Raw genomic sequence first — 23570 nt, forward strand, 5'->3', positions numbered from 1 at the left:
CACGGGATGGGTGAAAGGAAGCTTCATACTCAAGTCCGCGCTGCACGAACCAGATGCCAGCGTTGGATGTTGAAACATTGGCTTTTCAGTTGGCCGTGCGAAAGCGTGCAAGAACCGCCGCGAATGAACAAGCGCTACCGTATCCCAATAATCTTTACTTCTTTTGTCAGGATATGTACTACCTAAAATGATCGCGCGCCCCACCTCCATCGGCAGGTCCCGTGCTGCAAAGAGGACAATTATGGGGGTTTTATGCAGCGTTGCATATTTGGGGGTGCGGCTATTGCAGCCGTTTTTGCAAGTTCTGTTCAAGCACAGGAAGCACCGGTTGAATTGCCGCCGCTCATTCTCGGCACCGCTTTGCGGGACGATCGAAACCTTCTGGATACGCCAGTCGCAGCCACTGTCATCGAAGGTGAAGAGCTTGACCGCGGACAGGCTGACACTTTCGACGAACTGGTTGGAGACGTACCGGGCGTTCTGATCGAAGGCGGGCCGCGTGGTGTCGCGCAAGAGCCGAACATCCGTGGATTTCAGGACGAACAAGTTGTCCTGCGGCTGGATGGGGGACGTTTGAACTTCAACCGGGGTCATAGTGGTCGTTTCTTTTTTGATCCAGACATTGTGCAACGTGTCGAAATTGTCAGGGGAGGGGGATCGACCCTGTTTGGATCGGGCGCCATTGGTGGCGTGATCGCGGTGGAAACCAAGGATGCCGCTGACTTGTTGCGCCCCGGCCAAACAACAGGCGCACGCTTGCGGTTTGGCTATACGGACAATGGTGAAATCTATGGCCCGTCGACCACACTTTATGGGGATTACGGCGCGTTCGACGTACTGGCATTTCTTGGTGGACGCGAAGCCGGAGCGAACCAGGACGATGGCGATGGAAACCCTATCGCCCGGTCGGAGATCGACTCTGCCAATGGACTTTTGAAGTTTGGGTTTGAACCAAATGATGAACAGCGTTTTGAACTGAATCTATCTTACTATGAGGATGATGGCTTTGTGCCCGCAGCCGCGGATTCAATTGCAACCTTCGACCCAATCACGGGCAACGATTCCGAGCGGTCGTCAGAAGTTTTCACGTACCGGCTGTCATGGGACTGGAACCCCGAGGGGTCCGATTGGATTGACCTGTCCGTGCTGGTCTACGGCAATACGCTGGAAATCCAGGATGACCGCGTGCGGGACGGGCGGGCAGACTTTACCGAATACGACACTGTAGGGTTTGAAATTGTGAACCGATCACGGTTCGACATCGGTGTTCCGGTGGATTTGGTCTATGGTGTCGAAGCGTTCAGAGACGAACAAACAGGCACGCGTAATGGTGCGCCCCGGACGCAATTCCCGGATGCCGAAGCGACGACATATGGTGTTTTTGCGGAGGCGACATTTGGCGTTAGCGATCGTTTAGACATCATCGCTGGTGTGCGATTTGATCAATATGATCGAGACGTGGATGATCCAACGCTCGAGGACGCGGATGATAGTTTCTTTGCACCGCGGATCGGGTTCAGCTACCGACCCAATGACAATTGGCAAATTTTCGGAAATGTCGCGCGTGCATTCAGAGCACCAACGTTAAGTGAACTGTACAATGACGGGGTGCATTTCCCACTTGGCCCGGTATTTACCAACAACTTTGTTCCTACACCCGATCTACGCCCTGAAGAGTCAACACAGATTGAATTGGGGGGGCGGTTTGAGAAGACGAATATGTTCCGCCCAGGGGACTCGCTGCGGTTCTCAGCCAATGCGTATTATGCTGATGTGGAAGACTTTATTGACACTGTCGTGACACCGCCGGATTTTGACCGGTTTCTTAACCCTGCACCCGGTGAGTTTCCGACCACTGAAGTCGGCGACACGTTTCAGCGCAACATTGATGCGGAGTTGTACGGGTTCGAGGCCGAGCTGGACTACGACGCGGGCAATTGGTTTGGCGGACTTGCAGTGAGTTTACCCGATGGCAATGCGAAGGAAGATGGCGAGGAATTGGGTTCAATACCTCAGCCACGTTTGACGGCCACACTCGGGTATCGGCCGACTTCAGAATGGACGATTGGAGGCCGCGTTACCTTTGCCGGACACCAAAACGATTTCCCCGAAACTGGGAGCGCAGGCGAAAGCTATACCGTCGTCGACCTGTTCGGGTCATGGTCCCCGTCAGAGGGGCCGTTGCAGAACGCCACCTTCCGTGCCGGCATCGACAATGTATTTGACGAACAATACACGATCTTCCCCAATGAGTTGCCGCAGCCTGGGCGGTCTCTCAAAGTGTCGGCGGCATTCGAGTTCTGAGCTTGTACATTGAAGTATTCCAGCAGGCGGGTCCGCGGTGGCCCGTCTGTCTCTTTGCGCCGTGACGAAGGTCAGCGTAAGGTGCTCTTTCACGCCTTGCTATATCTGATTAATTCTATCAGGAAATGCGTACCCAGTGAGTGCGGATTCTCTGCTTGCCCGGCATCATTCGACATTCGGGGCTAAGTGCCCCGCTCAGATGAAAGCTGGCTGTATCATGACCCTGTTTACCAATTTGTTGCGCATGGATGCCTTGACCCAACCTTATGGGTGTGGCCTGCATCCCAAGCTGCGTGCAGCCATCGAGGCCGATACACGCTGGCCAAGCAAAGCTACGTCGCCCGCCCCTGTGGAGGGAGCGCAGTTGCCAGAGGGCGTGACCCGTTTGCCTTTACATGCGCCCCGGCCCGGGCAGAAACGGGCATGAGACTGCGCGCATTGCCCGAGGGCAGGGTTGATCTGGATCTGAGCGATTTGGATTTTGACACATTCGAGGCAGGTCTGCTTGCGGTTTCTCGGTATTTCTTTTTGACCACGCGGCACCCGAACGTCAGGCTTGGCAAACCGGTTTTGCCGTTGCCGTCGAACGATGGGGACCTGATATCGGATTGCCCGCTGCGCATGCCGTGGCAAAGTTGGTGCGAGCCGTGTACGACGCCCGTTCCGATTTTGGGTTCCATGATCCCTTTGGCACAGAGGCTCGCACGCGCGTCACCCCGGACGAAGCGACGATGATGCGCATGCTACACCACATGCGGCGGGACGAGACACCGGATGCTCGCGATGCCGTTGAGGCTTTGACCCTTGGCGGAATGGACCCACATGTAATCCGCGCAGGGCTCACTCTGTCCGCCAGATTTAGCGGCGGTGTACCTGAACAGAGGCACGCAGGCTGTCGCCCAAAGCTCCGCGTGGTGTCCTGAACAGCTATTGTTGGCCGCAGCATCCTTGTACAGGCAAACGCATGATTCAGATCGTCCCCTTTGCCAAAGAGTATTTGCTGGCAGCCGAAGCCCTATCGACGCAACAGGGATGGCCACACACAGTGGCCGAGTGGCAGCAAATGCTGGCGTTGGGACAGGGTTTGGCGGCCCTGCAAAACGGGCAAGTGGTGGGGACCACACTTTCGTGGACACATGATCGTGCCGCGACCCTTGGCATGGTGATTGTCGATCAAGAGCATCGCGGGCAGGGGATTGCTGCTCGGCTCGTGCAAGCTGCGCTGGATCGGATAGGTGATCTTCCTGTGGTACTGACAGCGACCGACATGGCGCGCCGTGGATACGCACGTTTGGGCTTTGAGAAGGTAGGGATGGTAGACACATGCCGGGGCGTCCCTGTTTCGCTTTCCCGGGATCCAGATGTTGAGGCCGGTTTCAGTGACGAAGTGCTGGTATTGGACGCAGCTGCACGGGGCTGGGACCGAAGCCACGTCTTGCGCAGTTTGATTGCGGGGGGCGCAACCTGTTAGAGCTTGCGGAACAGGGATGGTGTTACAGCCTATGTGTTCGACCGTGCAGTAGGACAGGGCAGGGTGATTGGCCCGATTGTGGCCCAGGACCTGAAGATGGCAGAAACGCTGGTGCGTCACTGTTTCGCCACGCGTCCCAGCGCACATATGCGCATCGACAGCGACCCGACGCTTGGGCTGAGCGATCGTTTACCAGCCCTAGGGCTGAAAAAAGCAAGCTGGGGGACGGTGATGATCCGAGGCACTATTGAACGTGCTCCAGAGGGCGCACCAGCTGTCTATGGGCTGGTCAGCCAAGCATATAGCTAACAAGCTGGCTTACACCTCATGCGCACTGAAAAGGACCCGGCCTCGGTCCGCGAAAAAAGAGACCAGCCACCAGCTCGATGATCAAGCGCGCACGATTGATCGACTGATGTGAGCCAGCCTTGATTTGGCGGCCTACAAAAATTCAGAGATAAATCTCGCCCGCGAACCATATGTCCGCCGGTAACCAATCGCTTCCGCTCCCGCCCCAGCCCCGGTTCAACCAGAACCAGCGATCACAGGCCGTTTCGATCCAGCAAACGATAAAGCATTTGCACACGATGCGTGATTGCCAACCGTAGCCGTATGACACCGGATAGTGGCTGAGCCAGCCTGTTCCGATCACGGCCGCACTATCTTATTCGGCGCTTACTGGGCGATCTGAGAATGCGTTTTTGTGTTCCCATGAAATACCATCTTGACGCGGCATGTTACCGCGAACACCCTAAGACCCATGTCTCATAACCCCGCCAAATCAACCGGTCCCGTCACAATGCGTGACGTGGCGCGCGCCGCAGGCGTGTCGCGGATGACCGTAAGTCGAGCGTTAAAGAAGGACAGCCCTGTTTCTCAGGACACGCGCGACCGGATCCTCAAGGTCGTACGGGAAATGAACTATGTGCCTGATCAGATGGCAGGCAGCCTTACCACCAAACGCTCTGGCTTTGTTGCCGTGCTTGTTCCCTCTCTGAACAACCTACACTTTGCAGAAACGGTGCAGGCGCTCACCGAAGAGCTGGAGGGGATAGGGCAACAGATCCTGCTTGGGCACACCGACTATTCTCCTGAGCGTGAGGAACAACTCGTCGAAGACATGCTCAAACGCCGACCCGAGGCGATTGTTCTGTCCTACGACGGGCATTCGGATCGGACCATCGCGCTGTTAAGCGACGCACATATCCCTGTGATCGAGTTGTGGGAACGACCTGACAATCCCATCGGCCACACGATCGGCTTTTCTAACCGGCGGGCCGCGGCAGACATGACCCGCGCTCTAATTGACCGAGGCTATCGCAACATCGCCTTTGTGGGCGAAGCCGATGACGACTGGACCCGCGGCGCCGCGCGGCGCAAAGGCTATCTCGACGCGATGGAAGAGGCGGGCCTGCCCATGGACCGGGCGCTCAAGATCGGCAAACCACCTTTGTCCATCGAAGAGGGTGCTGCCGCCGCCACCCGTTTGCTGAACGACTTTCCGGACACCGATTGCGTGTTTTGCGTGTCCGACGCACCCGCCTTTGGCGTTTTGTCGGTAATGCTGAAACTGGGCAAGTCCGTGCCCGGAGACATCGGTATCGCCGGCTTTGGTGATTTCGAGGTTTCGCGCTTTGCCACGCCGACAATTTCGACGGTCTCCGTCGATCCCAAGACCATCGGACGCGAGACCGGGCGACTGATCGGACGCCTCTTGTCAGACGACAATCCGGTGAGTCGCACATTGATCCCTGTGCCAGTCAATCTGACCTTCCGCGACAGCACGAAATAACGAAACCAAGGCTTTTCAGGCGTTTACGCAGGGCAATTTTCCTTGTGTTACCGGTCACAATTGTTAATGTGACCGGTAACACAGAACGAAAGTGTACCCATGCCCACCATCCGGCTCGACAATCTGGTAAAACGCTACGGCAACGTCGAGGTCCTGCACGGGATCGAACTTGAGATGGCCGAGAACGAGTTTACCGTACTCGTAGGCCCCTCTGGCTGCGGCAAATCCACGACCCTGCGCATGATCGCTGGGCTCGAAGACGTGTCAGATGGCGAGATCTACGTCGACGACAAGCCGGTCAGCCATCTAGAGCCAAAGGAACGCGATCTGGCAATGGTGTTCCAGGACTACGCGCTCTACCCACACATGAACGTGGCGCAGAACATCAGCTTTGCCCTGCGCCTTGCCCGCCGCCCGAAATCCGAGATCAACGCCAAGGTCAAGGACGTGGCCGAAATGGTTGGTCTGACCGATTTTCTGGGCCGCAAACCAGGTGCCCTGTCTGGTGGTCAACGCCAGCGGGTCGCGATGGCCCGCGCGCTGGCGAAAGACTCGGGCATATTCCTGTTCGACGAACCGCTGTCGAACCTAGATGCCAAGCTGCGAGGCCAGATGCGGGCAGAACTGGCGCTGATGAGCCAGCGTGTCCAAAAAAACATGATCTACGTCACCCACGACCAGATCGAGGCGATGACGCTGGCTGACCGCATCGTCGTTATGCACGGCGGCTACATCCAGCAGCAAGGAACACCCGAAGAGCTGTTCAAACGCCCGGTCAACAAGTTCGTGGCGGGCTTCATGGGCATGCCGCCGATGAACTTCCTCGACGGCACACTGGACGAGCGGGCAGGGGACATTTGGGTCACCGGTGACGGGTTCGATCTGAAGCTATCGGGTGACATCGCAACCAAGGCCAAAGCGCATTCCAGCCGCGACATCACGCTGGGCATCCGCCCATCGGACCTGAGCTACGCAGAGGACGCCGACCCGGCACAAGCCCTCACCCTTGACGTGCAAGTGTCGGAATATGTCGGCGCGCAATCCGTCCTGCTGTGCAAATGCGGATCAGCGCAGGTGATGGTCGAGGTGAACTCGGAAACGCCCGTCGCCCTTGGCCAGACCCTCACTTTCGCAGTCAACCAACGCGGCGTGCACCTGTTCGACCGCACAACTGAAATCGCACTTTGAAAACCAAAAAAGTTCTAAGGGAGGAACACATGTTCAAAGCACTAAAAACCACGGCGGTGGGTCTGACGACCGCCGCTATCATGGTGGGGGCGGCATTTGCCAATCCCTACGAGGAATACGCGGGCACGACCCTGATCGTAAACTTCCCCGCACACCCGCATTACAACGCCGCGATGAAGGTACTGCCCGAGTTCACCAAGGAGACGGGCATCGAGGTCGAGGTGGATCAGCTACCTTACCTCAAGATGCGCGAGCGTCAGACGCTGGAATTGGCGCAGGACGAAGGCGAATATGACCTCATTGCCTACGTCGTGTTTTCCAAGGCGGATTATGTCTTTGCCGACCAACTGGAAAACCTTGCCAAGTATTTCATGAACCCCAAGCTAGCTGACCCCAGCTATGACGCCGATGACCTGATCGACGGCTATGTCGAGAACATCGGCGTTGCAGGTGGCACCAAGGGATATCTGCCGGGCAAGACCGGATCGCTCTTTGGTATCCCGTTCGGCTCGGAAACCTCTGTTCTTGCCTATCGCAAGGACATCTTTGAAAAGCACGGCATCGCCGAACCCAAAAACTATGACCAACTGCTTGATGCAGCTTGCAAAATTCCCGAGGTCGAGCCTGGCATGGGTGGTATGGCCTCGCGCGCGGCATCCGGCCACCAGGCCAGTCACGCATTCCTTCTGCACCTCGCCCCGCTAGGCGGTCGCGTCTTTGACGACGCATGGAACCCGATCATCAACAACGCCGCGGGTGTCGAAGCAGCCAATGCGCTGAAAACGATTGTGGATTGTGGCCCCGAAGGTGCGATGAGCTTTGGCCCGTCTGAAGCAGCAAACGCATTTGCCAGCGGTCAGGCGGCAATGTTCATGGACTCCATCGCGTTCATGCCAGGGTTCGAAGATCCAGAGCGCAGCCAAGTTGTAGGTAAGGTCGGCTATGCCATGCATCCCGAAGGTGTGCGTCGCGGCAGCCAAACCGGTGGTTTCGGCATCGGTATCCCCAAGAATGCAGAGAACAAGGAAGCTGCTTTCTTGCTCATGCAGTGGCTGACCTCCAAGCAGGGTGACCTTATGGTCGCCATGGAAGGTGGTAACCCCTCACGCTTCTCGACCTACCAGGATGCGGGCCTGAACGAAAAATACCCGTTCGCCGCGACCTTTGGTGAAGCTCTGAAATATGCGGATCCCGACTGGCGCCCGATCATCCCCGTCTGGGGCAAGATCAACGCGGACATCGGCACGACCATGTCCAAGGTGCTGACCGAAGATCTGGACATTCAGGAAGCGTTGGATGGCGTGGCCGAACGGACCCGCGCCGTGATGGACGACGCTGGCTACTACACCTGGCAGTAAGCCTTTCCTCCTGCCGGGGCGTGTGGTGTCACACCCGCGCCCCGGTCTTTTCCCTTACGACCTTGGAAAGAATGACCCATGCGCACCGCGATGGCCAACCGACTGACGCCCTACATGTTCATGGCACCGGCCGTGATCATTATGGCAATCGCGCTGATGTACCCGCTGGGCTACATGGTCTGGGGCTCTTTCCGCGACTGGAATCCGAGCCAGACCATTGGCGAGGCCGAATTCGTGGGCCTTAAGAACTACATCTTCCTTTGGAACGACCCGAATTTTCACGAAAGCCTGGGCGTCACGCTGCGCTTTGCTTTTTTTGTCGTCACCATCGAGATGATCATCGGCGTGGGCCTCGCGCTGCTGCTCGACCGCGAGATCCGTGGCATCTCGATCCTGCGCACAATGTTCATCCTGCCGATGATGATCGCTCCCGTCGTGGTCGGCCTCATGTGGCGCTACATGTACCACCCAACGGTCGGCACGTTTAATCGCTTCCTCGACAGCATCGGCCTGCCGCGCGTGGACTGGCTGGGGGATTATGCGCTGACGTCAGTCATTATTGCCGATATCTGGCAATGGACGCCTTTCATCTTCATTCTCTCGCTTGCTGCTCTGCAATCGCTGCCGCGGTCTGCGCTGGAGGCGGCCCGGATCGACGGTGCCACCGCCTGGCAGCAGATCATCCACATCAAACTGCCTTTGATGATGCCCGTTCTGATCGTCACCGCACTTCTACGCCTGATCGACGCCTTCAAAGTGCTGGAAGTGATCCTCGTGATGACCGAAGGCGGCCCGGGCTTGTCGACCGAAATCTTGGCCCTGCGGATCAGCCGCACCGCCACCGAATTCCGTGAACTCGGCGTCGCCGCCGCCATGTCCAACTACCTGCTGATCCTGCTGCTCTTGCTGACCGTCGGCATGTTCGCCTTCAACCGCTGGCAGGAAGCACGTGCCGCTCGCCTGAATGCGCTGGTCGAGGAGGAAAGCTGATGTCGACCCCCAATTCCCGCGCCAATCCGGCATTCTACGCTGTCATTGCCCTGCTGGTGTTCATGTCTGTCGGCCCCGTGATCCTGATGTTCATGAACTCGTTCAAACTGGACGTGGACATCATCTCGGGCACCTCTGGTCTGATCTTCCTGCCCACCATTCAGAACTATGAAAAGGCGCTGTGCGATGTGCTCTGGTACGAGCCGGACCACATAGACTTCTGCTCACTTAAGTTCGGCAACGCCTTCATCAACTCGCTAATCATCGCGCTGGTCTCGACCGCACTGACGCTGGTGATCGGGTGCATGGCGGCCTACGCCTTGGTGCGGTTCCGGTTCATGGGGCGGGATACCGTGTCGCTTAGCACACTCATGGTCCGCATGGTGCCGCCTGCCGTGCTGCTCGTCCCTGTGTTTGGTTTGTGGAATAACGAGTTCTGTCTGGATCGCGATGGCCTCATTGGCGGAGCGATCCGGGACACGTTTGGCGGCCGGGGTGATGTCTGCCTTGCAGGCACGCACTCCGGTATCATCCTGATCTACGTGGCGATGAACCTGCCCTTTGTGATCTGGATCCTGCAAAGCTTCATCGTTCAGGTACCGCGCTCACTGGAAGAGGCCGCGCGCGTCGACGGGGCAGGGCCTTTTCAGGTGTTCTTCAAAGTCGTCCTGCCGCTGATCAAACCCGGCCTCGCCGCTGCCGCCATCTTCACCTTCCGCATCGCGTGGAATGAGTACCTGCTCGCATCCGCCCTGTCGGACCGTGACACGCGCACTGTGCCGATCCTGATCGTGAACAACATGTCGGAATTCAACGTGGAATGGGGGGTTATCATGGCCACGGGCATGCTGCTGGCCATACCACCCATCATCTTCACGCTGCTGGCCAGCCGGCAGATCATCACCGGCATGACGGCAGGGGCGGTCAAAGGTTGATGGACTGGCTTCTCGCCCCCATCGATCCGACGCGTGCGCATGAGGTGGGCTTCGCCATCTCGTGGCACGCCCGGTCGATGGTGCTGGCGTGGGGCATACTTGCGCCATTGGCAGTAATTATCGCCCGCTTCTTCAAGGTGATGCCGGGGCAGGATTGGCCACGTGAACTGGACAACCAGGTCTGGTGGCGCAGCCATTGGATGGGACAGTCTCTGGTGGTCGGTCTGTCGATCTTTGGTCTGGCGCTGGTGCTGCCAAGCGATCTTGCCACGATGAACCTGCACAATTGGCTCGGTTACGTCGTGCTGGTGGGCGCATTGTTGCAAGTCGTGCTGGGGCTGTGCCGGGGTTCCAAAGGCGGACCCACAGACGCACAGTTGCGCGGGCACCACTACGACATGACACCTTGGCGGCGCATGTTCGAAGCATTGCACAAGATGATTGGATATGCGGTCATCCTGCTGGCAATCCTAACAATCGCGTTGGGCTTGTGGAAAGCCAACGGACCGGTCTGGATGTGGCTGGTTTTGGCGATATGGTGGACGACACTGCTGGCCGTATTCGTGCTGATGCAAAAACGAGGGATGGCCGTGGACACATATCAGGCGATCTGGGGCACCGACCCCGACCATCCTGGCAATCAGGGGCCAGCCCCCGGCTGGGGGATGCGCCGACTGGGCGAAACAGAAGAAGGAAGAGACGATGTTCGGCGTCATCGAGGGGACCGGGTTCGAAGTCATTGAACCCGAATTTGCGGAATGCTTCGTGGGCCACGCGCGGGTCGAGCGGCTCTGGACAGGCGCCCGCTGGTCCGAGGGGCCTGTGTGGTTTGCCGCTGGGCAATACCTGCTGTGGTCCGACATCCCAAACAACCGCATTTTGCGCTACGACGACACGGATGGGTCAGTCTCAACTTTTCGCCAGCCGTCCAACAACTCCAACGGCCACACGGTGGACCGGCAAGGGCGGTTGGTGTCCTGCGAACACCTCGCCCGCCGGGTCACGCGCACCGAGCATGACGGCTCAATCACAGTCATTGCGGACAACTACCAAGGTAAGCGGCTGAACTCGCCCAACGATGTGGTCGTGAAATCCGACGGCTCGGTGTGGTTTACTGACCCCAGCTACGGCATTCTCATGGACTACGAAGGCGACCGCGCCGACAGCGAAATCGGTGCCTGCCACGTGTACCGCGTCGACCAATCGGGCGAGATCAGCATCGCGGACGACGACTACGTCAAACCCAACGGCCTCGCCTTTTCACCAGACGAGGCGTTGCTCTACATCGCCGACACCGGCATCACCCACGACGCAGACGGCCCCAAGCACATCCGCCGCCACAGCGTCAACGCCGATGGCACACTGTCCGGTGGCGAGGTGTTCGCCACCTGCACCGAAGGGCTGTTCGATGGCTTCCGCCTCGACACCCATGGCCGGATCTGGAGCTCAGCCGCCGATGGCGTGCACTGCATCAACAGCGACGGCATGCTGATCGGCAAAGTGCACATCCCCGAATTGGTCGGGAATGTGTGTTTCGGAGGGGAGAAGCTGAACCGGCTCTTTATCGCCGGCACAACCTCGCTCTATTCGGTCTTCCTCAACGTAAACGGGGTCTCACCCGTTTAGGTGCTGATCCAGCCACGGGCCATGATGCGCACCGTCCTTGTCGGTGCGCTCAAAGCTATGCGCTCCGAAATAGTCGCGCTGTGCTTGCAGCATGTTGGCGGTCGTCCGTGCGCTGGTCAGCGTGTCGAAGTAGTTCAGCGCCGCAGCCAGTGCAGGCACCGGCTGCCCCGCACCCATCGCCACGACGGCAACCTTACGCAGCCCGGCTATATTCGTTTTCAGAATGTCCGCAAAATACGGAGCAAGGGCGAGGTTCTGTTCTGGCGCATTTGTCAGCGCAGATGCCATGTCGTTCAACATGGCGGAACGAATGATGCATCCCTCGCGCCAGACCTCGGCAATCTCTGCCATGGGTAGCTCCCAACCATAATCCGCGCTGGCTTTGATCAACAATTCAAAGCCTTGGGCATAGCACAGCACCTTGCCTGCAATCAGCGCCTGTTCGAGATCATCGAAGCTCACCGCGCCATCCGACATCGCACCGCCGGTCGATCCAAACGCATCCGCGCCCGCCAAGCGTAAGTCCCGTGCGGCCGACATATTTCGAGCAAAGACCGCCGCCTCAATCACCGGTACTGGCGCACCCAGCATCTGGCTTTCAATTGCGGTCCAGCGCCCGGTTCCCTTTTGCCCCGCACGATCCAGAATTATGTCAAGCACCGGATTGCCAGTCTCAGGGTCTGTCGCGGCAGACACCTTGCCCGAAATCTCGATCAGATAGCTTTGCAGCAAGCCCTCATTCCACCGATCAAACACGGCACCACAGGCAGTTGCATCCATCCCCATACCATCCCGCATGACCCCGTAAGCTTCGGCAATCAGCTGCATGTCGGCGTATTCGATCCCGTTGTGCACCGTTTTGACGAAATGCCCGGCACCGCCTGTACCCATGTAGGTGGCACAGGGCTGGCCGTCGTATTTTGCCGAAATCGCTCGAAGGATATGAGCCACACGGTCCCATGCCGCCGATGTCCCACCGCCCATTATCGACGGACCAAAACGCGCCCCTTCTGCCCCGCCTGACACTCCAACACCTAGAAACGGCACGCCGGAATCTTCAGCATCCCTCGCACGCCGCTCACTATCGTGGAAGTTCGCGTTGCCCGCATCGATGATCATGTCTTCGGCATCTAGCAGTGGACGCAGCTGTGCGATCTGCGCGTCCACTGCATCGCCCGCCGGCACCATCAGGATAATGTTGCGGGGGCTGGCCAGACCTTGCACAAAATCCTCAAGCTCTGCGTGGCCCGTAATATGCTTGGCCAGATCACCCGCCTTGTCCATGAACTCAGGGATGCGCTCCGACGTACGATTGTGAACCGCCACCAAAAACCCATTGTCGGCAATGTTCAGCGCCAACATGGCACCCATTGTGCCCAACCCGATCACACCGATTTCTGCTTCAGACATGTGCTTTCCTCTTTTGTGTGGCACTGTTATGTTACCGATAACAAACACGATCGAAGGATGGAAGCCATGCATGTCGAAAACTCACTGGTGCTGACACACCGGGCTGTCCTGACAATGCTGCAGGCCGCCGTTTCGAGAGCAGAAGAAATGGGGCAACCGCAATGTATCGTTATCGTGGATGCCAGTGGGGTCGCTCTGGGTCAGATCAGGATGTCCGGAGCAAAATTCCTCAGCCTCAAAAGCGCCGAAACCAAGGCACGTACTGCCGCCTCGATCCGCGCGCCCAGCGATGCAATCCCGGAACAGGTCGGCCTTTACATTGCGGCCGCCACGGGCAACGACGTTACACGACTTGGTGGCGGGTTGCCGATCTATGTTGATGGAACATGCATCGGCGGTATTGGTGTTGGATCGGGCACACCTGAGCAGGATAAGGACGTTGCACGGGCAGCGCTTACGGCCATTGGTGCCGAGATAACGCACCAAACATCAGCTTAATAATTTACATAACTATGATTATTGGCTCATATTAGGCTCACGTTCAAACGTTTGACGAAACGGTCTGGGTCAGCTTGTCTCTCCCACCACCAAAGCAGAACCGACATCAATTCTGACTGGTGCGTCGATCTCTTCATTGAATATTCCATGCAACAAAGACACGACCTGTCGCCCGATATCCTCGGCCTGGACGTCCACGGTGGTTATCCGCGGGTTTGACACTTTGGCGACCTCAAAGTGGCCAAATCCCGTGATTGCCAGATCATCAGGCACGCTCAGACCCATACGTTGCACTGCGCTCAAACAGCCAAATGCCACCGGGTCGGACACGCAGACCAGAGCATCATATTGTGCCACTTCGCGTCCCATCGTTTCAATTACGGCAGCGCCGTGACGCATAGAGACCGGCGCAGGACCGGCATCGATCATTGCGACAGCGGGCAGTCCACGGGCACGAGCAGCTTCGACTGCACCAGCCCGACGCACTGCGCCGCGCATATCCGCGCCTTCCGACGCACCGACAAAGGCCAACTTGCGCCGCCCCGTTTGCGCCAGATGCTCCACGATGTGATCCATGGCATCACTGTTCGAAAATCCGACGACATGACCCAACGGATCGGTCGGCAAATCCCACATTTCAATCACCGGCAGGTCTCGGCCCTGCACCAGCTTTCGGGTTTCATCGGTGTGGTGGCCACCCGTCAGCACCAGAGCCTCGGGGTTGCGGGTCAGCAATTGGCGCACCAACTCTTCCTCGCGTTCAACCCGATAATTCGTACTGCCAAGAAGCAGTTGTAATCCGGACTCACCCAACCCGTTTGTAAGCGCCCGGAACGTTTCGGCAAAATTTGCATTGTTCACCGACGGAAGTGTAACCGCAACAAACCCGCTTTTCTGCGTGCGAAAGGCCTGTGCTGTGCTGTCATAGACATAGCCAAGATCATCTGCGACTTGCCGCACCTTCGCGCGCGTCTTGGCGTTCACAGTGCGGTCGTCGCGCAGGGCGCGGCTGACGGTCATGGGCGACATTCCCACCGCCTGCGCCACGTCCCGCATGGTGACACGCGCACCCATGGCTTACGCCCGAAATTCGTTTAGCTGGGTGACGTGGTGGTGAATGCGACCATCGAAATGCTCAGCCACAATCTCTCCGGTCACGTCCCGCGATTGCGCGCGGAACGGACTGTCCAACGCGTCCTGCATCGCGGCGGCATCGGGATAGGTAATGGCGAGGATCAACGGAAACTCTGGCGCGCCCTCGTCCCGGTCGTCGCTAAACATCACCCGCACATCCGTATTGCCGGGAAACTGCTTCCACAAGGGCACCAACCGCTCCAGCACGGCAGCGCGAAAGGCATCGGCCTGACCAGGCTTCACCGATCCTTCGAACAGGGCAAACCGCGTGATCATACTTCTATCTCCTCTTTTGCGCCTTGGAAGAATTCCATGAGCGCTGCCTGATCTTCTCCGCCCAGTCCGGCAGCGGTCAGCATCCGGTGAATTTCGGCACATAGGGCAGTCATGGGCATCGACGTGCCGGTTTGCCGTGCCAGATCGTTCACCATGTTCAAATCCTTGACCATGTTGTCGATGCGGCCCGTACGGCGGTAATCCTTGTTGGCGTACCGGGGCAGATACTCCTGCAACAGAGCTGAATCTGCCCGCCCACCCTTGAGCGCCTGCGGGATCTTTTCGGCATCCACACCCGCATCCAGCGCCAATTGCGTGGCCTCTGCCACGGCCATAAAGCCCAAACCACACAGCACCTGGTTGATCAGCTTCGTGGTCTGCCCGGCACCGGACGGCCCCATGTGAGTGTAGTTCGACGCCACATGCTTCAGCGCCACATGGGCACGTTCCACATCCTTGGCCTCGCCCCCCGCCATCAAAGTTAACTCGCCGATGAGCGCCTTGGGTGCGCCGCCAGACAATGGGCTGTCGACCCAGGCCAGATCACGTTCTGCAGCCATCTTTGCAAACTTACGCGTCGCATCCGGTTCGATCGAGGACATATCGATAATGACAGTGCCCGGCTTCGCCCCGTCTGCAATCCCGTCTTTGCCAAAGGCGGCAAGGCCCACGATGCGCGAAGCGTTTAGGCTGGTGATCACGAAGTCCACGTCGCGCGCTGCCTCGGTCGCAGAGGCAGCCGCAACCGCCCCCTTCTCCACCAGTGCGTCTACCCGTTCCTTATCCAGATCGAAGACATGCAGGGAATTTCCGGTCTCCAGCAACCTTGTTCCAATGGCGCCGCCCATGGCGCCCGCCCCGATCAAGGCAATCTTATCGCTCATATCATCGTCCCCCTCACGTAATCCTCGGATTGCGCGACCACCTGCTCAAAGGGGCGCGCGATATCGATCTCTCCCCCCCACTCATCGCGATCCAGCCGTTCCAACGTCGCGAACTGACTATCGAGTAGGGACGCAGGCATGAAATGTCCGGGCCGATGGGCGACCCGCTGGGCCAGCACATCGCGTGGCGCGTCTAGATGCAGGAAGTGCACCGGCTCGTCGACATGCGCCCGAATCCAGTCACGATACTTCTTTTTCAGCGCTGAACAGCCAATGGCGATGGCGCCTTCGTGCCTCGCCAGCATTCGGCCCACATCGGCCAACCAGGGCGCGCGGTCGTCATCATCCAGCGGCACACCTTTCGCCATCTTGTCGATATTTTCTTGCGGATGAAGATCATCACCATCAACGAACTCCATATCGCATAGCACCTGCAAAGCCGTGCCAACCGACGACTTGCCGCAGCCCGACACTCCCATCAGAACGTAGCACCGCATTAGAGCGACGCCGTGATGCCGCCGTCCACGAACAACGTGTGACCGTTGACGAAACTTGATGCGGGCGAGGACAGGAAGACAGCCGCGCCCACCAGTTCTTCAACCTGACCCCAGCGGCCCGCCGGGGTACGCTTTTCAAGCCACGCCGAAAACTCAGGGTCAGCCACGAGGGCCGCGTTCAACGGCGTGTCAAAGTACCCGGGCGCGATGGCATTGCACTGTAAGCCATGCTTGGCCCAGTCCGTTGCCATCCCTTTGGTCAGGTTAGCAACTGCCCCCTTCGTCGCGGTGTAGGGGGCAATGCCCGGGCGTGCGAGTGCCGTCTGCACGGATGCAATATTGATGATCTTACCCGCCCCGCGCGCGATCATGTGGCGCGCCACGGCTTGGCCCACATGGAAAACGCTCGCGATATTGGTCTGCAGCAGCCGCTCGAACGCGTCAGCGGGAAAATTCTCCAACTCCGTCCGATGCTGCATCCCGGCGTTGTTGATCAGGATGTCGATCGCGCCTGTGTCAGCCTCAAACCCGTCCACCGCAGCGCGCACTGCATCATGGTCCGTCGCGTCAAACGCCAACTGATGCACCTTACCGCCCAAGGCCTCAGCCGCTGTCGCCAGCTTGCCTGTATCGCGTCCGTTCAACACGATCTCGGCCCCCGCCTTCGCCAGCCCTTTGGCCAAAGCAAAGCCGATGCCTTGCGATGATCCGGTGATCAGGGCGCGGCGGCCCGTAAGCGAGAAAAGGTCTGACATGCGACACTCCGAATATGTGGGGCGGGATTGACGGCCGCCAATTGTTATCGATAACATGATACCGATAACATCGCGTGTCAACGAGGAATCGCAATGCCAAAACCCATCGTCCTCCAAGTCGGCCCTTACCCGGACTGGGACCAAGACCCGCTCGACGCAGCCTTTGACGTCAAACGTCTGTTCGAGGCATCAGACGCCCCTGCGTTCCTTGCCACACATGGCCCACATGTACGGGCCATCGCCACGCGGGGCGAGCTGGGCGCCGATGCCGACATGATTTCCGCTTGCCCCGCGCTCGAACTGATCTCAGTCTACGGGGTGGGCTATGACGCCGTCGATCTAAGCGCCTGCAAGCCGCGCAACATCCGCGTAACCAACACCCCGGACGTGCTGACCGAGGATGTGGCGGACCTCGGCGTCGCCATGATGCTGTGCCAATCCCGGGGTATGGTCGGGGCAGAGACATGGGTGCGCGATGGCTCTTGGGCCGACAAGGGGCTCTATCCGCTAAAACGCCGCGTCTTCGGGCGCAAGGCGGGCATCTTGGGACTTGGCCGCATCGGGTTCGAGGTGGGCAAGCGATTGGCGGGCTTTGGCATGGACATCGCCTATTCCGATATCGCGGCCAAGGACTACGCGCCAGACTGGACCTTCATCAATGATCCCTTGACGCTAGCACAGCACGCCGACTTCCTCTTTGTCACCCTCGCCGCCTCAGCCAAAACACGTCATATCGTGAACAAGGACATCATCGAAGCGGTCGGCCCCGACGGCATGATAATCAACATCTCGCGCGCTTCCAACATCGACGAGGATGCGCTGATCGAAGCTCTACGCTCCGGTGCGCTTGGCTCCGCAGCGCTCGACGTGTTCGAAAAGGAACCGGCGCTCGACCCCCGCTTTCTGGACCTCGACAATGTGCTGGTGCAGCCACACCACGCCTCAGGTACAATCGAGACACGCAAGGCCATGGGCCAGCTTCTGCGCGACAACCTGACTGCCCATTTCGCAGGCGACGCCCTGCTGACCCCCGTTCTGTGAAAGGCCACACAATGAAAGTCATCGTTGCCCACGCGGCCAAGGACCTGCGGGTCGAAACCCGCGACATGCCAACACCCGGCCCGGGCCAGGTGCTGGTCAAGATGGCCGCGGGCGGCATCTGCGGCTCGGACCTGCACTACTACAACCACGGCGGCTTCGGTCCGATCCAACTGCGGGAACCGATGATCCTCGGGCACGAAGTCGCGGGACATATCGAGGCTGTAGGCGACAACGTCACAGACCTGGATACAGGCACGCTTGTCGCCGTGTCCCCTTCCCGCCCCTGCGGCGCCTGCAAATACTGCGCTGAGGGCAGCCAGAATCATTGCCTCAACATGCGGTTCTACGGCTCTGCCATGCCTTTCCCCCACATCCAGGGCGCGTTCCGCGAATACATCGTGGCCGAGGCCACCCAATGCGCCCCGGCAGGCGAGCTGAGCGCAGGCGAGGCGGCAATGGCCGAACCTTTGTCGGTCGTCCTGCACGCCGCCAAACAGGCAGGCGACCTGATGGGCAAACGGGTGCTTGTCACCGGCTGCGGCCCCATCGGCCTTCTAGCGGTTCTGGTCGCGCGGGCGGCAGGCGCGGTCGAGATCGCCGCCACAGACATCTCCAACTTCACTTTGTCCAAGGCGCGCGACGTGGGCGCAGATCACACCGTCAACGTCGCCGAAACCCCCGACGGGCTTAGCCAATTCGAAGCAGACAAAGGCCATTTCGACGTGCTCTTCGAATGCTCCGGCGTGGCTTCTGCCCTCGCCTCGGCGGTCACGGCAATGCGCCCCGGCGCAACCATCATGCAACTCGGGCTCGGGGGCGACATGACCCTGCCGATGCAGGCGATGACAGCCAAAGAGCTGCAGCTCAAAGGGTCCTTCCGCTTCCATGCGGAGTTCTTCACAGCCGTCGAAATGATGCGCACCGGACGGCTTGATGTGACCCCGCTCATCACCCATGCCATCGACATCGACGCAGCGGTCGACGCCTTCGAACTGGCTGGTGACCGGTCGCAAGCGGTCAAGGTCAACATCACGTTCTGATGACCGCCGGCGGTGCAATATGCATCGCCGCTTGTCCTCGCCTTTAAAGTCTACTATTTTTATCGGAAATCACCGAACGCAGCCAAGCCGCCCGGCCCAGCCATCCCCCTGCCCTTTTCAAGCATCAGGATCTGGCCGCGTGTCTGCACCTCACCTTTCCGCCGAAACGATCCGCGCCCGGCGCGCGGACAACCCCGACACCCGCGACCGCGACTTTGCCGACGGCCTCGGCATAAGCGAAGGCATGCTGGTCGACGCCTATTGCAGCCGTGGCGTCACCCGCATCGACCCGCATCCTGACACGGTGATGGACGCGGCGCAAAAGCTGGGCGAGGTCATGGCCCTCACCCGTAACGCCTCGTGCGTGCACGAGAAAATCGGGACCTACGACAACTATCACCCCGGCCACCACGCCGCGATGATCCTGACCGAAAACATCGACCTGCGCATCTTCCCCAGCCACTGGCAACATGCTTTTCTGGTCGAACGGGACAGCGACGCAGGCACGCGGCGCAGCCTCCAGGTGTTCGATGCCGCAGGCGACGCGGTGCACAAGATCATCCTGCAACACGGCTCGAACCGCGCAGCCTTTGCCGATCTGGTCAAGACACTGGCCTCCGACAACCAGTCACCCGAAGCCATGTTTGCCGAACGCCAAGCTCCCGAAGCGCCCAAGATCGCTGAGGACAAGATCGACATTCTGCGCAAGGAATGGCAGCGGTTGACAGACACGCACCAATTCCTGCGGCTGGTATCGAAGCTCAAGATGAACCGGCTGGGCGCCTACCGTGCGGCGGGGGCACCTTTTGCCCGGTCGCTCGATCCATCCGCTGTCGACACGCTGCTGACCGACCTGCAACGCACGGAAACCGAGATTATGCTCTTTGTCGGCAATCGCGGCTGCATCCAGATCCACACCGGCACGCTACACAGTCTCAAACCCATGGGGCCTTGGCAGAATGTGATGGACCCGCGCTTCAACCTTCACCTGCGCCGTGATCACGTGGCCGAGGTTTGGGCCGTAGACAAACCCACCCAACGCGGCACCGCCACATCGGTTGAAGCATTCGATGCCGACGGCGCGCTTATCTTTCAGATCTTCGGCGTGCCCAAGGAAGGCCGTGATAGCCGCCCGGCCTTCCGCGCCATTGTCGCGGAATTGGACGGAGTGGCTACGTGATGGACCGCCGCGACTTCATCGCCCTGTCGCTGGCCTTCGCCGCGGCACAGCCCACCCACGCTCTTGCCGCCAGCGATGCGCAAGACGTCATCGCCATCGGCGGCGACGTGACCGAGATCATTTATGCACTTGGTCAGGGGCACCGGCTGCTCGCGCGCGACGCCACCTCGACCTTCCCGGCAGAGGCGCAGGCGCTGCCGGATGTAGGCTACATGCGTAGCTTGTCCGCCGAAGGTGTCTTGTCCTTCGCCCCCTCCCTCATCGTCTCGGCCGAAGGCGCTGGCCCGCCCGAGGTGATCGACATTCTTCGGTCCGCGGCAGTGAATTTCGCCGAAGTGCCGGAAGGCTATGATGCCGGCGCAATCGTGGAAAAGATCAACGCGGTTGGCGCTGCCCTCGATGTGCAAGAACTGGCCCAGACCCTCGCGGCCGAAACCCGTGTCGCGCTTTACGCGGCTCAGGATCGCGCGACACGCCTGAACGCGGAGAAGAAGAGGGTGCTGTTCATCCTGTCGACCCAAGGGGGTCGGATCATGGCCTCCGGCACAGGCACCGGGGCGGACGGGATCATCCGAATGGCGGGGGCAACCAATGCCGTGTCCGAATTCGAAGGCTACAAACCCCTGTCGGACGAAGCGGTCAGTGCCGCTGCCCCCGACGCAATCCTGATGATGGACCGCAGTGGCGATCACGCCTCGACCGACGAAGAGCTGTTTGCGCTGCCTGCCCTGTTGGCAACACCCGCAGCGCAAAAACGTGATGTAGTGCGCATGGATGGGCTGTTCCTGCTGGGATTCGGCCCACGCACGGCGGATGCGGTCACTGCGCTGCACCGCGCCCTGTATCCGATCTAGCGCCCTTGGCACTGGCTGATCATATGCCGAAAAGCCGTGTGTCACGGGCGCGGCACATGCATGTCTGGTTGGCGGTTACCCTTGTGGTTGTCGGCCTGTTCAGCCTGACGATTGGCGCGACGGATGTGTCGCTGGGCCCGGCACTGCAAAAGGTGGTGAGGGGGCAAGCCCTGACACGGACCGAGGCCATCGTGCTTTGGGACATTCGCGCCCCGCGGCTGGCGCTTGGTGTTTTGGTTGGGGCTGCGCTGGCCGTGGGCGGCACGGTGATGCAGGGGCTTTTTCGCAATCCTCTCGCGGACCCCGGACTGGTGGGCGTCAGCGCGGGTGCGGGTCTGGGGGCGATCTCTGCCATTGTTTTGGTTGGATTTGCACCTGCATGGCTTGTGCGGAATGTTGGGGATCACCTGGTCCCGGTGGCTGCCTTTCTGGGCGGATGGGGCAGCACGCTCTTGCTCTATCGGGTGTCGACGCGGCGCGGGCGCACGTCTGTGGCAACGATGTTACTTGCGGGCATCGCCCTTGGCGCCTTGGCCGGGGCCTTGTCAGGCATCCTCGTTTACATTTCTGACGACCGACAGCTGCGGGATCTGACGTTCTGGGGGTTGGGATCGCTTGGTGGCGCCAGCTGGGCCAAGGCACTGGCCGCTGGGCCGATCATCGTGATCTCAGTTCTGGCGGCCTGTGCCTTGGGTCGCGGCCTGAACGGGCTCGCACTCGGTGAAGCAACGGCAGCGCATATCGGACTGAACGTGCAGCGGGTCAAGAATATGGCAATCCTGACAGTGGCAGCCGCCACCGGTGCCGCCGTCGCTGTATCTGGCGGGATCGGGTTCATCGGAATTATTGTACCCCACCTGCTGAGGCTGGCCATGGGTCCCGACCACCGCCCGCTCCTGATCAACGCGGCCTTGCTGGGCGCGTTGCTGCTGGTGCTGGCGGACGTGATCGCGCGGGTCATCATCGCACCTGCCGAACTGCCCATTGGCATTGTCACGGCGGTACTGGGTGCGCCAGTCTTTCTCTGGATCCTGTTGCGACAGCGCGGGATGGTGGACCTGTGACGCTTACGGTGCGCAACCTCGCAGTGCATTATGGACGCAAGACCGTCATCGACGGGCTGTACGCTGACGCGCTGCCCGGCGCACTGACAGCCATCGTCGGGCCAAACGGGTCCGGCAAATCGACCCTGATCAAGGCAATGTGCGGCGACCTGCCCTATGACGGCACCATCACGCTGAACGGCATCGATGTGTTCCGTGCACAGCCCTGGGAACTGGCCGCCGTGCGGGGGGTGTTGCCCCAGACCTCAACCCTTGCCTTTCCCTTTCACGCCATCGAGGTGGTCAAGATCGGCCTGACCTCAGGCACGGAAGCAGATCACGAAGGGCGGGCGAGCGCCGCGCTGGCGCGGGTGGGCCTAGCCGGTTACGCCAACCGCTACTATCAGGAACTGTCAGGCGGCGAACAGCAACGGGTGCAACTGGCCCGCGTACTGGCGCAGGCGTGGGCGCCCGCTACTGCAAGTGGCCCGAACTGGCTCATGCTGGATGAGCCGGTCTCCAGCCTCGATATCGCGCATCAATTGCAAGTGATGCGGATCGCCCAGAACTTCGCGCGCGCAGGTGGCGGTGTCGTGGCCGTGATGCACGATCTGAATCTGACGGGCCTGTTCGCCGATCAGGTCCTTGTCATGGCCGAAGGCCAGGTGCTGGCCGCAGGCCGCCCTGCCGACGTGATGACAGACGGGGTGCTGTCGCGCGCTTATGGATGTGATTTGCGGGTCAATACGGCGCCGCAAGGCATGGCCCCATTCGTGTTGCCGCACAGCATCGATGCATCTGGCAATGCAGGTTTCGCAGAGTAAGGAGACGCGCCATGAAGCTCAGCACAAAGGGACGATACGCGCTGGTCGCTCTGGTCGACATCGCCTTTCACCAAGATGCCGGACTGGTGTCGATGAACGACATCAGCCGGCGGCAAGACATCTCTTTGCCATATCTCGAACAACTCTTTGCAAAGCTTAGGCGGCACGGGCTTGTCATCTCGGTACGCGGCCCCGCCGGTGGATACAAGCTGGCCCGCGCACCCCATGACATCCGCATCGATGCTGTACTGGCCGCCGTGGACGAATCGGTAAATGCGCTGCGTCAGGGTGCCGGGGCCAAGGGCGGCGCGTCAGGCACGCAGGCTCAGTCTCTGTCCAACCGCCTCTGGGAAGGGCTCAGTGCGCATGTCTATGTGTTCCTGCACCGCACAACGCTGGCGGATGTGATCGACAATGAACTGGTGCCCTGCCCGGCCATCCCCGCCCTGTTCGAAGTCGAAGACGCCTGA

26 protein-coding genes are annotated in these 23570 nt (G+C 59.7%); 20 read left to right on the forward strand and 6 right to left on the reverse strand.

What is annotated here, in order from left to right:
* The first annotated feature begins 252 nt into the window (after positions 1-252).
* From Q1A51_RS11995 to Q1A51_RS12050, 12 genes are all read left to right on the forward strand, one after another.
* The gene (locus tag Q1A51_RS11995; protein ID WP_299605449.1) at positions 253-2304 is read left to right on the forward strand and encodes a TonB-dependent hemoglobin/transferrin/lactoferrin family receptor; all 2052 of its coding nucleotides are present in this window, start codon (positions 253-255) and stop codon (positions 2302-2304) included.
* 217 nt (positions 2305-2521) lie between these two features.
* On the forward strand, positions 2522-2731 hold the full coding sequence (locus Q1A51_RS12000; RefSeq protein WP_299605446.1) for a hypothetical protein: 210 nt from the start codon (positions 2522-2524) through the stop codon (positions 2729-2731).
* Positions 2732-2930: 199 nt separating this feature from the next.
* Complete coding sequence (locus tag Q1A51_RS12005) at positions 2931-3227, forward strand: hypothetical protein (protein ID WP_299605443.1); 297 nt, start codon at positions 2931-2933, stop codon at positions 3225-3227.
* Between the two features lie 41 nt (positions 3228-3268).
* Complete coding sequence (locus Q1A51_RS12010) at positions 3269-3775, forward strand: GNAT family N-acetyltransferase (RefSeq protein WP_299605440.1); 507 nt, start codon at positions 3269-3271, stop codon at positions 3773-3775.
* A 3-nt stretch (positions 3776-3778) separates the two neighbouring features.
* Positions 3779-4084 (forward strand): hypothetical protein, encoded by a 306-nt coding sequence (locus Q1A51_RS12015; RefSeq protein ID WP_299605437.1) that lies wholly within the window; start codon positions 3779-3781, stop codon positions 4082-4084.
* 451 nt (positions 4085-4535) lie between these two features.
* The gene (locus tag Q1A51_RS12020; protein ID WP_299605435.1) at positions 4536-5567 is read left to right on the forward strand and encodes a LacI family DNA-binding transcriptional regulator; all 1032 of its coding nucleotides are present in this window, start codon (positions 4536-4538) and stop codon (positions 5565-5567) included.
* A 99-nt stretch (positions 5568-5666) separates the two neighbouring features.
* Positions 5667-6755: a sn-glycerol-3-phosphate ABC transporter ATP-binding protein UgpC gene (gene ugpC / locus Q1A51_RS12025; protein WP_299605433.1), complete on the forward strand. Its 1089-nt coding sequence runs from the start codon at positions 5667-5669 to the stop codon at positions 6753-6755.
* Between the two features lie 29 nt (positions 6756-6784).
* Positions 6785-8113: an extracellular solute-binding protein gene (locus Q1A51_RS12030; protein WP_299605431.1), complete on the forward strand. Its 1329-nt coding sequence runs from the start codon at positions 6785-6787 to the stop codon at positions 8111-8113.
* Between the two features lie 120 nt (positions 8114-8233).
* Positions 8234-9103, forward strand: a complete 870-nt coding sequence (locus Q1A51_RS12035; RefSeq protein WP_299605429.1) for a sugar ABC transporter permease — start codon at positions 8234-8236, stop codon at positions 9101-9103.
* Positions 9103-10038 (forward strand): carbohydrate ABC transporter permease, encoded by a 936-nt coding sequence (locus Q1A51_RS12040; RefSeq protein ID WP_299605427.1) that lies wholly within the window; start codon positions 9103-9105, stop codon positions 10036-10038. The genes Q1A51_RS12035 and Q1A51_RS12040 overlap by 1 nt, the downstream gene beginning before the upstream one ends.
* Positions 10038-10781 carry a cytochrome b561 domain-containing protein gene (locus Q1A51_RS12045; protein WP_299605424.1) on the forward strand — a complete coding sequence of 248 codons (744 nt, stop codon included), beginning with the start codon at positions 10038-10040 and terminating at the stop codon, positions 10779-10781. The genes Q1A51_RS12040 and Q1A51_RS12045 overlap by 1 nt, the downstream gene beginning before the upstream one ends.
* Positions 10741-11664 (forward strand): SMP-30/gluconolactonase/LRE family protein, encoded by a 924-nt coding sequence (locus Q1A51_RS12050; protein WP_299605421.1) that lies wholly within the window; start codon positions 10741-10743, stop codon positions 11662-11664. Before Q1A51_RS12045 ends, Q1A51_RS12050 begins: the two co-directional genes overlap by 41 nt.
* Here Q1A51_RS12050 and gndA read toward each other — a convergent pair.
* Positions 11653-13074 (reverse strand): NADP-dependent phosphogluconate dehydrogenase, encoded by a 1422-nt coding sequence (gene gndA, locus Q1A51_RS12055; RefSeq protein ID WP_299605418.1) that lies wholly within the window; start codon positions 13072-13074, stop codon positions 11653-11655. The genes Q1A51_RS12050 and gndA overlap by 12 nt on opposite strands.
* Positions 13075-13140: 66 nt before the next feature.
* Here gndA and Q1A51_RS12060 point away from each other — a divergent pair, with 66 nt between their 5' ends.
* Positions 13141-13572 (forward strand): heme-binding protein, encoded by a 432-nt coding sequence (locus Q1A51_RS12060; RefSeq protein WP_299605415.1) that lies wholly within the window; start codon positions 13141-13143, stop codon positions 13570-13572.
* Positions 13573-13641: 69 nt separating this feature from the next.
* On the opposite strand, the gene Q1A51_RS12065 is transcribed toward Q1A51_RS12060, so the two are convergent.
* From Q1A51_RS12065 to Q1A51_RS12085, 5 genes are read right to left on the reverse strand one after another with little or no spacing between them, the layout of a single operon-like run.
* The gene (locus Q1A51_RS12065; protein WP_299605412.1) at positions 13642-14646 is read right to left on the reverse strand and encodes a LacI family DNA-binding transcriptional regulator; all 1005 of its coding nucleotides are present in this window, start codon (positions 14644-14646) and stop codon (positions 13642-13644) included.
* Between the two features lie 3 nt (positions 14647-14649).
* Positions 14650-14982 carry an antibiotic biosynthesis monooxygenase gene (locus Q1A51_RS12070; RefSeq protein ID WP_299605409.1) on the reverse strand — a complete coding sequence of 111 codons (333 nt, stop codon included), beginning with the start codon at positions 14980-14982 and terminating at the stop codon, positions 14650-14652.
* Positions 14979-15866 carry an NAD(P)-dependent oxidoreductase gene (locus tag Q1A51_RS12075; protein ID WP_299605407.1) on the reverse strand — a complete coding sequence of 296 codons (888 nt, stop codon included), beginning with the start codon at positions 15864-15866 and terminating at the stop codon, positions 14979-14981. Before Q1A51_RS12075 ends, Q1A51_RS12070 begins: the two co-directional genes overlap by 4 nt.
* Positions 15863-16363, reverse strand: coding sequence for a gluconokinase (locus tag Q1A51_RS12080; RefSeq protein ID WP_299605404.1), 501 nt, complete (start codon positions 16361-16363; stop codon positions 15863-15865). Before Q1A51_RS12080 ends, Q1A51_RS12075 begins: the two co-directional genes overlap by 4 nt.
* Positions 16363-17118, reverse strand: coding sequence for an SDR family oxidoreductase (locus Q1A51_RS12085; RefSeq protein WP_299605402.1), 756 nt, complete (start codon positions 17116-17118; stop codon positions 16363-16365). The genes Q1A51_RS12080 and Q1A51_RS12085 overlap by 1 nt, the downstream gene beginning before the upstream one ends.
* A gap of 93 nt (positions 17119-17211) precedes the next feature.
* On the opposite strand from Q1A51_RS12085, the gene Q1A51_RS12090 reads away from it, so the two are divergent.
* From Q1A51_RS12090 to Q1A51_RS12120, 7 genes are all read left to right on the forward strand, one after another.
* Positions 17212-18159: a 2-hydroxyacid dehydrogenase gene (locus Q1A51_RS12090; protein WP_299605400.1), complete on the forward strand. Its 948-nt coding sequence runs from the start codon at positions 17212-17214 to the stop codon at positions 18157-18159.
* An 11-nt stretch (positions 18160-18170) separates the two neighbouring features.
* Entirely contained in the window at positions 18171-19199 is a 1029-nt protein-coding gene (locus Q1A51_RS12095; RefSeq protein WP_299605399.1) for an L-idonate 5-dehydrogenase, read from the forward strand.
* A gap of 139 nt (positions 19200-19338) precedes the next feature.
* Positions 19339-20379: a ChuX/HutX family heme-like substrate-binding protein gene (locus tag Q1A51_RS12100; RefSeq protein ID WP_299605396.1), complete on the forward strand. Its 1041-nt coding sequence runs from the start codon at positions 19339-19341 to the stop codon at positions 20377-20379.
* Complete coding sequence (locus Q1A51_RS12105) at positions 20379-21233, forward strand: ABC transporter substrate-binding protein (RefSeq protein WP_299605478.1); 855 nt, start codon at positions 20379-20381, stop codon at positions 21231-21233. The genes Q1A51_RS12100 and Q1A51_RS12105 overlap by 1 nt, the downstream gene beginning before the upstream one ends.
* Positions 21234-21256: 23 nt before the next feature.
* On the forward strand, positions 21257-22297 hold the full coding sequence (locus Q1A51_RS12110; RefSeq protein WP_299605393.1) for an iron ABC transporter permease: 1041 nt from the start codon (positions 21257-21259) through the stop codon (positions 22295-22297).
* A complete protein-coding gene (locus Q1A51_RS12115) occupies positions 22294-23100 on the forward strand; it encodes a heme ABC transporter ATP-binding protein (RefSeq protein ID WP_299605390.1) in 807 nt (268 codons plus the stop codon). The genes Q1A51_RS12110 and Q1A51_RS12115 overlap by 4 nt, the downstream gene beginning before the upstream one ends.
* 11 nt (positions 23101-23111) lie before the next feature.
* On the forward strand, positions 23112-23570 hold the full coding sequence (locus tag Q1A51_RS12120; RefSeq protein WP_299206136.1) for an Rrf2 family transcriptional regulator: 459 nt from the start codon (positions 23112-23114) through the stop codon (positions 23568-23570).

It is taken from the genome of uncultured Tateyamaria sp. (assembly GCF_947496075.1).
Lineage (GTDB): Bacteria > Pseudomonadota > Alphaproteobacteria > Rhodobacterales > Rhodobacteraceae > Tateyamaria.

Excerpts from the sequence above, each read along its gene's own strand:
- Q1A51_RS12095 (WP_299605399.1), top strand. The coding sequence starts at position 18,171 with ATGAAAGTCATCGTTGCCCACGCGGCCAAGGACCTGCGGGTCGAAACC.
- Q1A51_RS12085 (WP_299605402.1), bottom strand. The coding sequence starts at position 17,118 with ATGTCAGACCTTTTCTCGCTTACGGGCCGCCGCGCCCTGATCACCGGA.
- gndA (WP_299605418.1), bottom strand. The coding sequence starts at position 13,074 with ATGTCTGAAGCAGAAATCGGTGTGATCGGGTTGGGCACAATGGGTGCC.
- Q1A51_RS12030 (WP_299605431.1), top strand. The coding sequence starts at position 6,785 with ATGTTCAAAGCACTAAAAACCACGGCGGTGGGTCTGACGACCGCCGCT.
- Q1A51_RS12090 (WP_299605400.1), top strand. The coding sequence starts at position 17,212 with ATGCCAAAACCCATCGTCCTCCAAGTCGGCCCTTACCCGGACTGGGAC.
- Q1A51_RS12065 (WP_299605412.1), bottom strand. The coding sequence starts at position 14,646 with ATGGGTGCGCGTGTCACCATGCGGGACGTGGCGCAGGCGGTGGGAATG.
- Q1A51_RS11995 (WP_299605449.1), top strand. The coding sequence starts at position 253 with ATGCAGCGTTGCATATTTGGGGGTGCGGCTATTGCAGCCGTTTTTGCA.
- Q1A51_RS12120 (WP_299206136.1), top strand. The coding sequence starts at position 23,112 with ATGAAGCTCAGCACAAAGGGACGATACGCGCTGGTCGCTCTGGTCGAC.
- Q1A51_RS12070 (WP_299605409.1), bottom strand. The coding sequence starts at position 14,982 with ATGATCACGCGGTTTGCCCTGTTCGAAGGATCGGTGAAGCCTGGTCAG.
- ugpC (WP_299605433.1), top strand. The coding sequence starts at position 5,667 with ATGCCCACCATCCGGCTCGACAATCTGGTAAAACGCTACGGCAACGTC.
- Q1A51_RS12040 (WP_299605427.1), top strand. The coding sequence starts at position 9,103 with ATGTCGACCCCCAATTCCCGCGCCAATCCGGCATTCTACGCTGTCATT.
- Q1A51_RS12010 (WP_299605440.1), top strand. The coding sequence starts at position 3,269 with ATGATTCAGATCGTCCCCTTTGCCAAAGAGTATTTGCTGGCAGCCGAA.
- Q1A51_RS12075 (WP_299605407.1), bottom strand. The coding sequence starts at position 15,866 with ATGAGCGATAAGATTGCCTTGATCGGGGCGGGCGCCATGGGCGGCGCC.
- Q1A51_RS12110 (WP_299605393.1), top strand. The coding sequence starts at position 21,257 with ATGCCGAAAAGCCGTGTGTCACGGGCGCGGCACATGCATGTCTGGTTG.
- Q1A51_RS12045 (WP_299605424.1), top strand. The coding sequence starts at position 10,038 with ATGGACTGGCTTCTCGCCCCCATCGATCCGACGCGTGCGCATGAGGTG.
- Q1A51_RS12000 (WP_299605446.1), top strand. The coding sequence starts at position 2,522 with ATGACCCTGTTTACCAATTTGTTGCGCATGGATGCCTTGACCCAACCT.
- Q1A51_RS12035 (WP_299605429.1), top strand. The coding sequence starts at position 8,234 with ATGGCACCGGCCGTGATCATTATGGCAATCGCGCTGATGTACCCGCTG.
- Q1A51_RS12050 (WP_299605421.1), top strand. The coding sequence starts at position 10,741 with ATGTTCGGCGTCATCGAGGGGACCGGGTTCGAAGTCATTGAACCCGAA.
- Q1A51_RS12060 (WP_299605415.1), top strand. The coding sequence starts at position 13,141 with ATGCATGTCGAAAACTCACTGGTGCTGACACACCGGGCTGTCCTGACA.
- Q1A51_RS12080 (WP_299605404.1), bottom strand. The coding sequence starts at position 16,363 with ATGCGGTGCTACGTTCTGATGGGAGTGTCGGGCTGCGGCAAGTCGTCG.
- Q1A51_RS12020 (WP_299605435.1), top strand. The coding sequence starts at position 4,536 with ATGTCTCATAACCCCGCCAAATCAACCGGTCCCGTCACAATGCGTGAC.
- Q1A51_RS12105 (WP_299605478.1), top strand. The coding sequence starts at position 20,379 with ATGGACCGCCGCGACTTCATCGCCCTGTCGCTGGCCTTCGCCGCGGCA.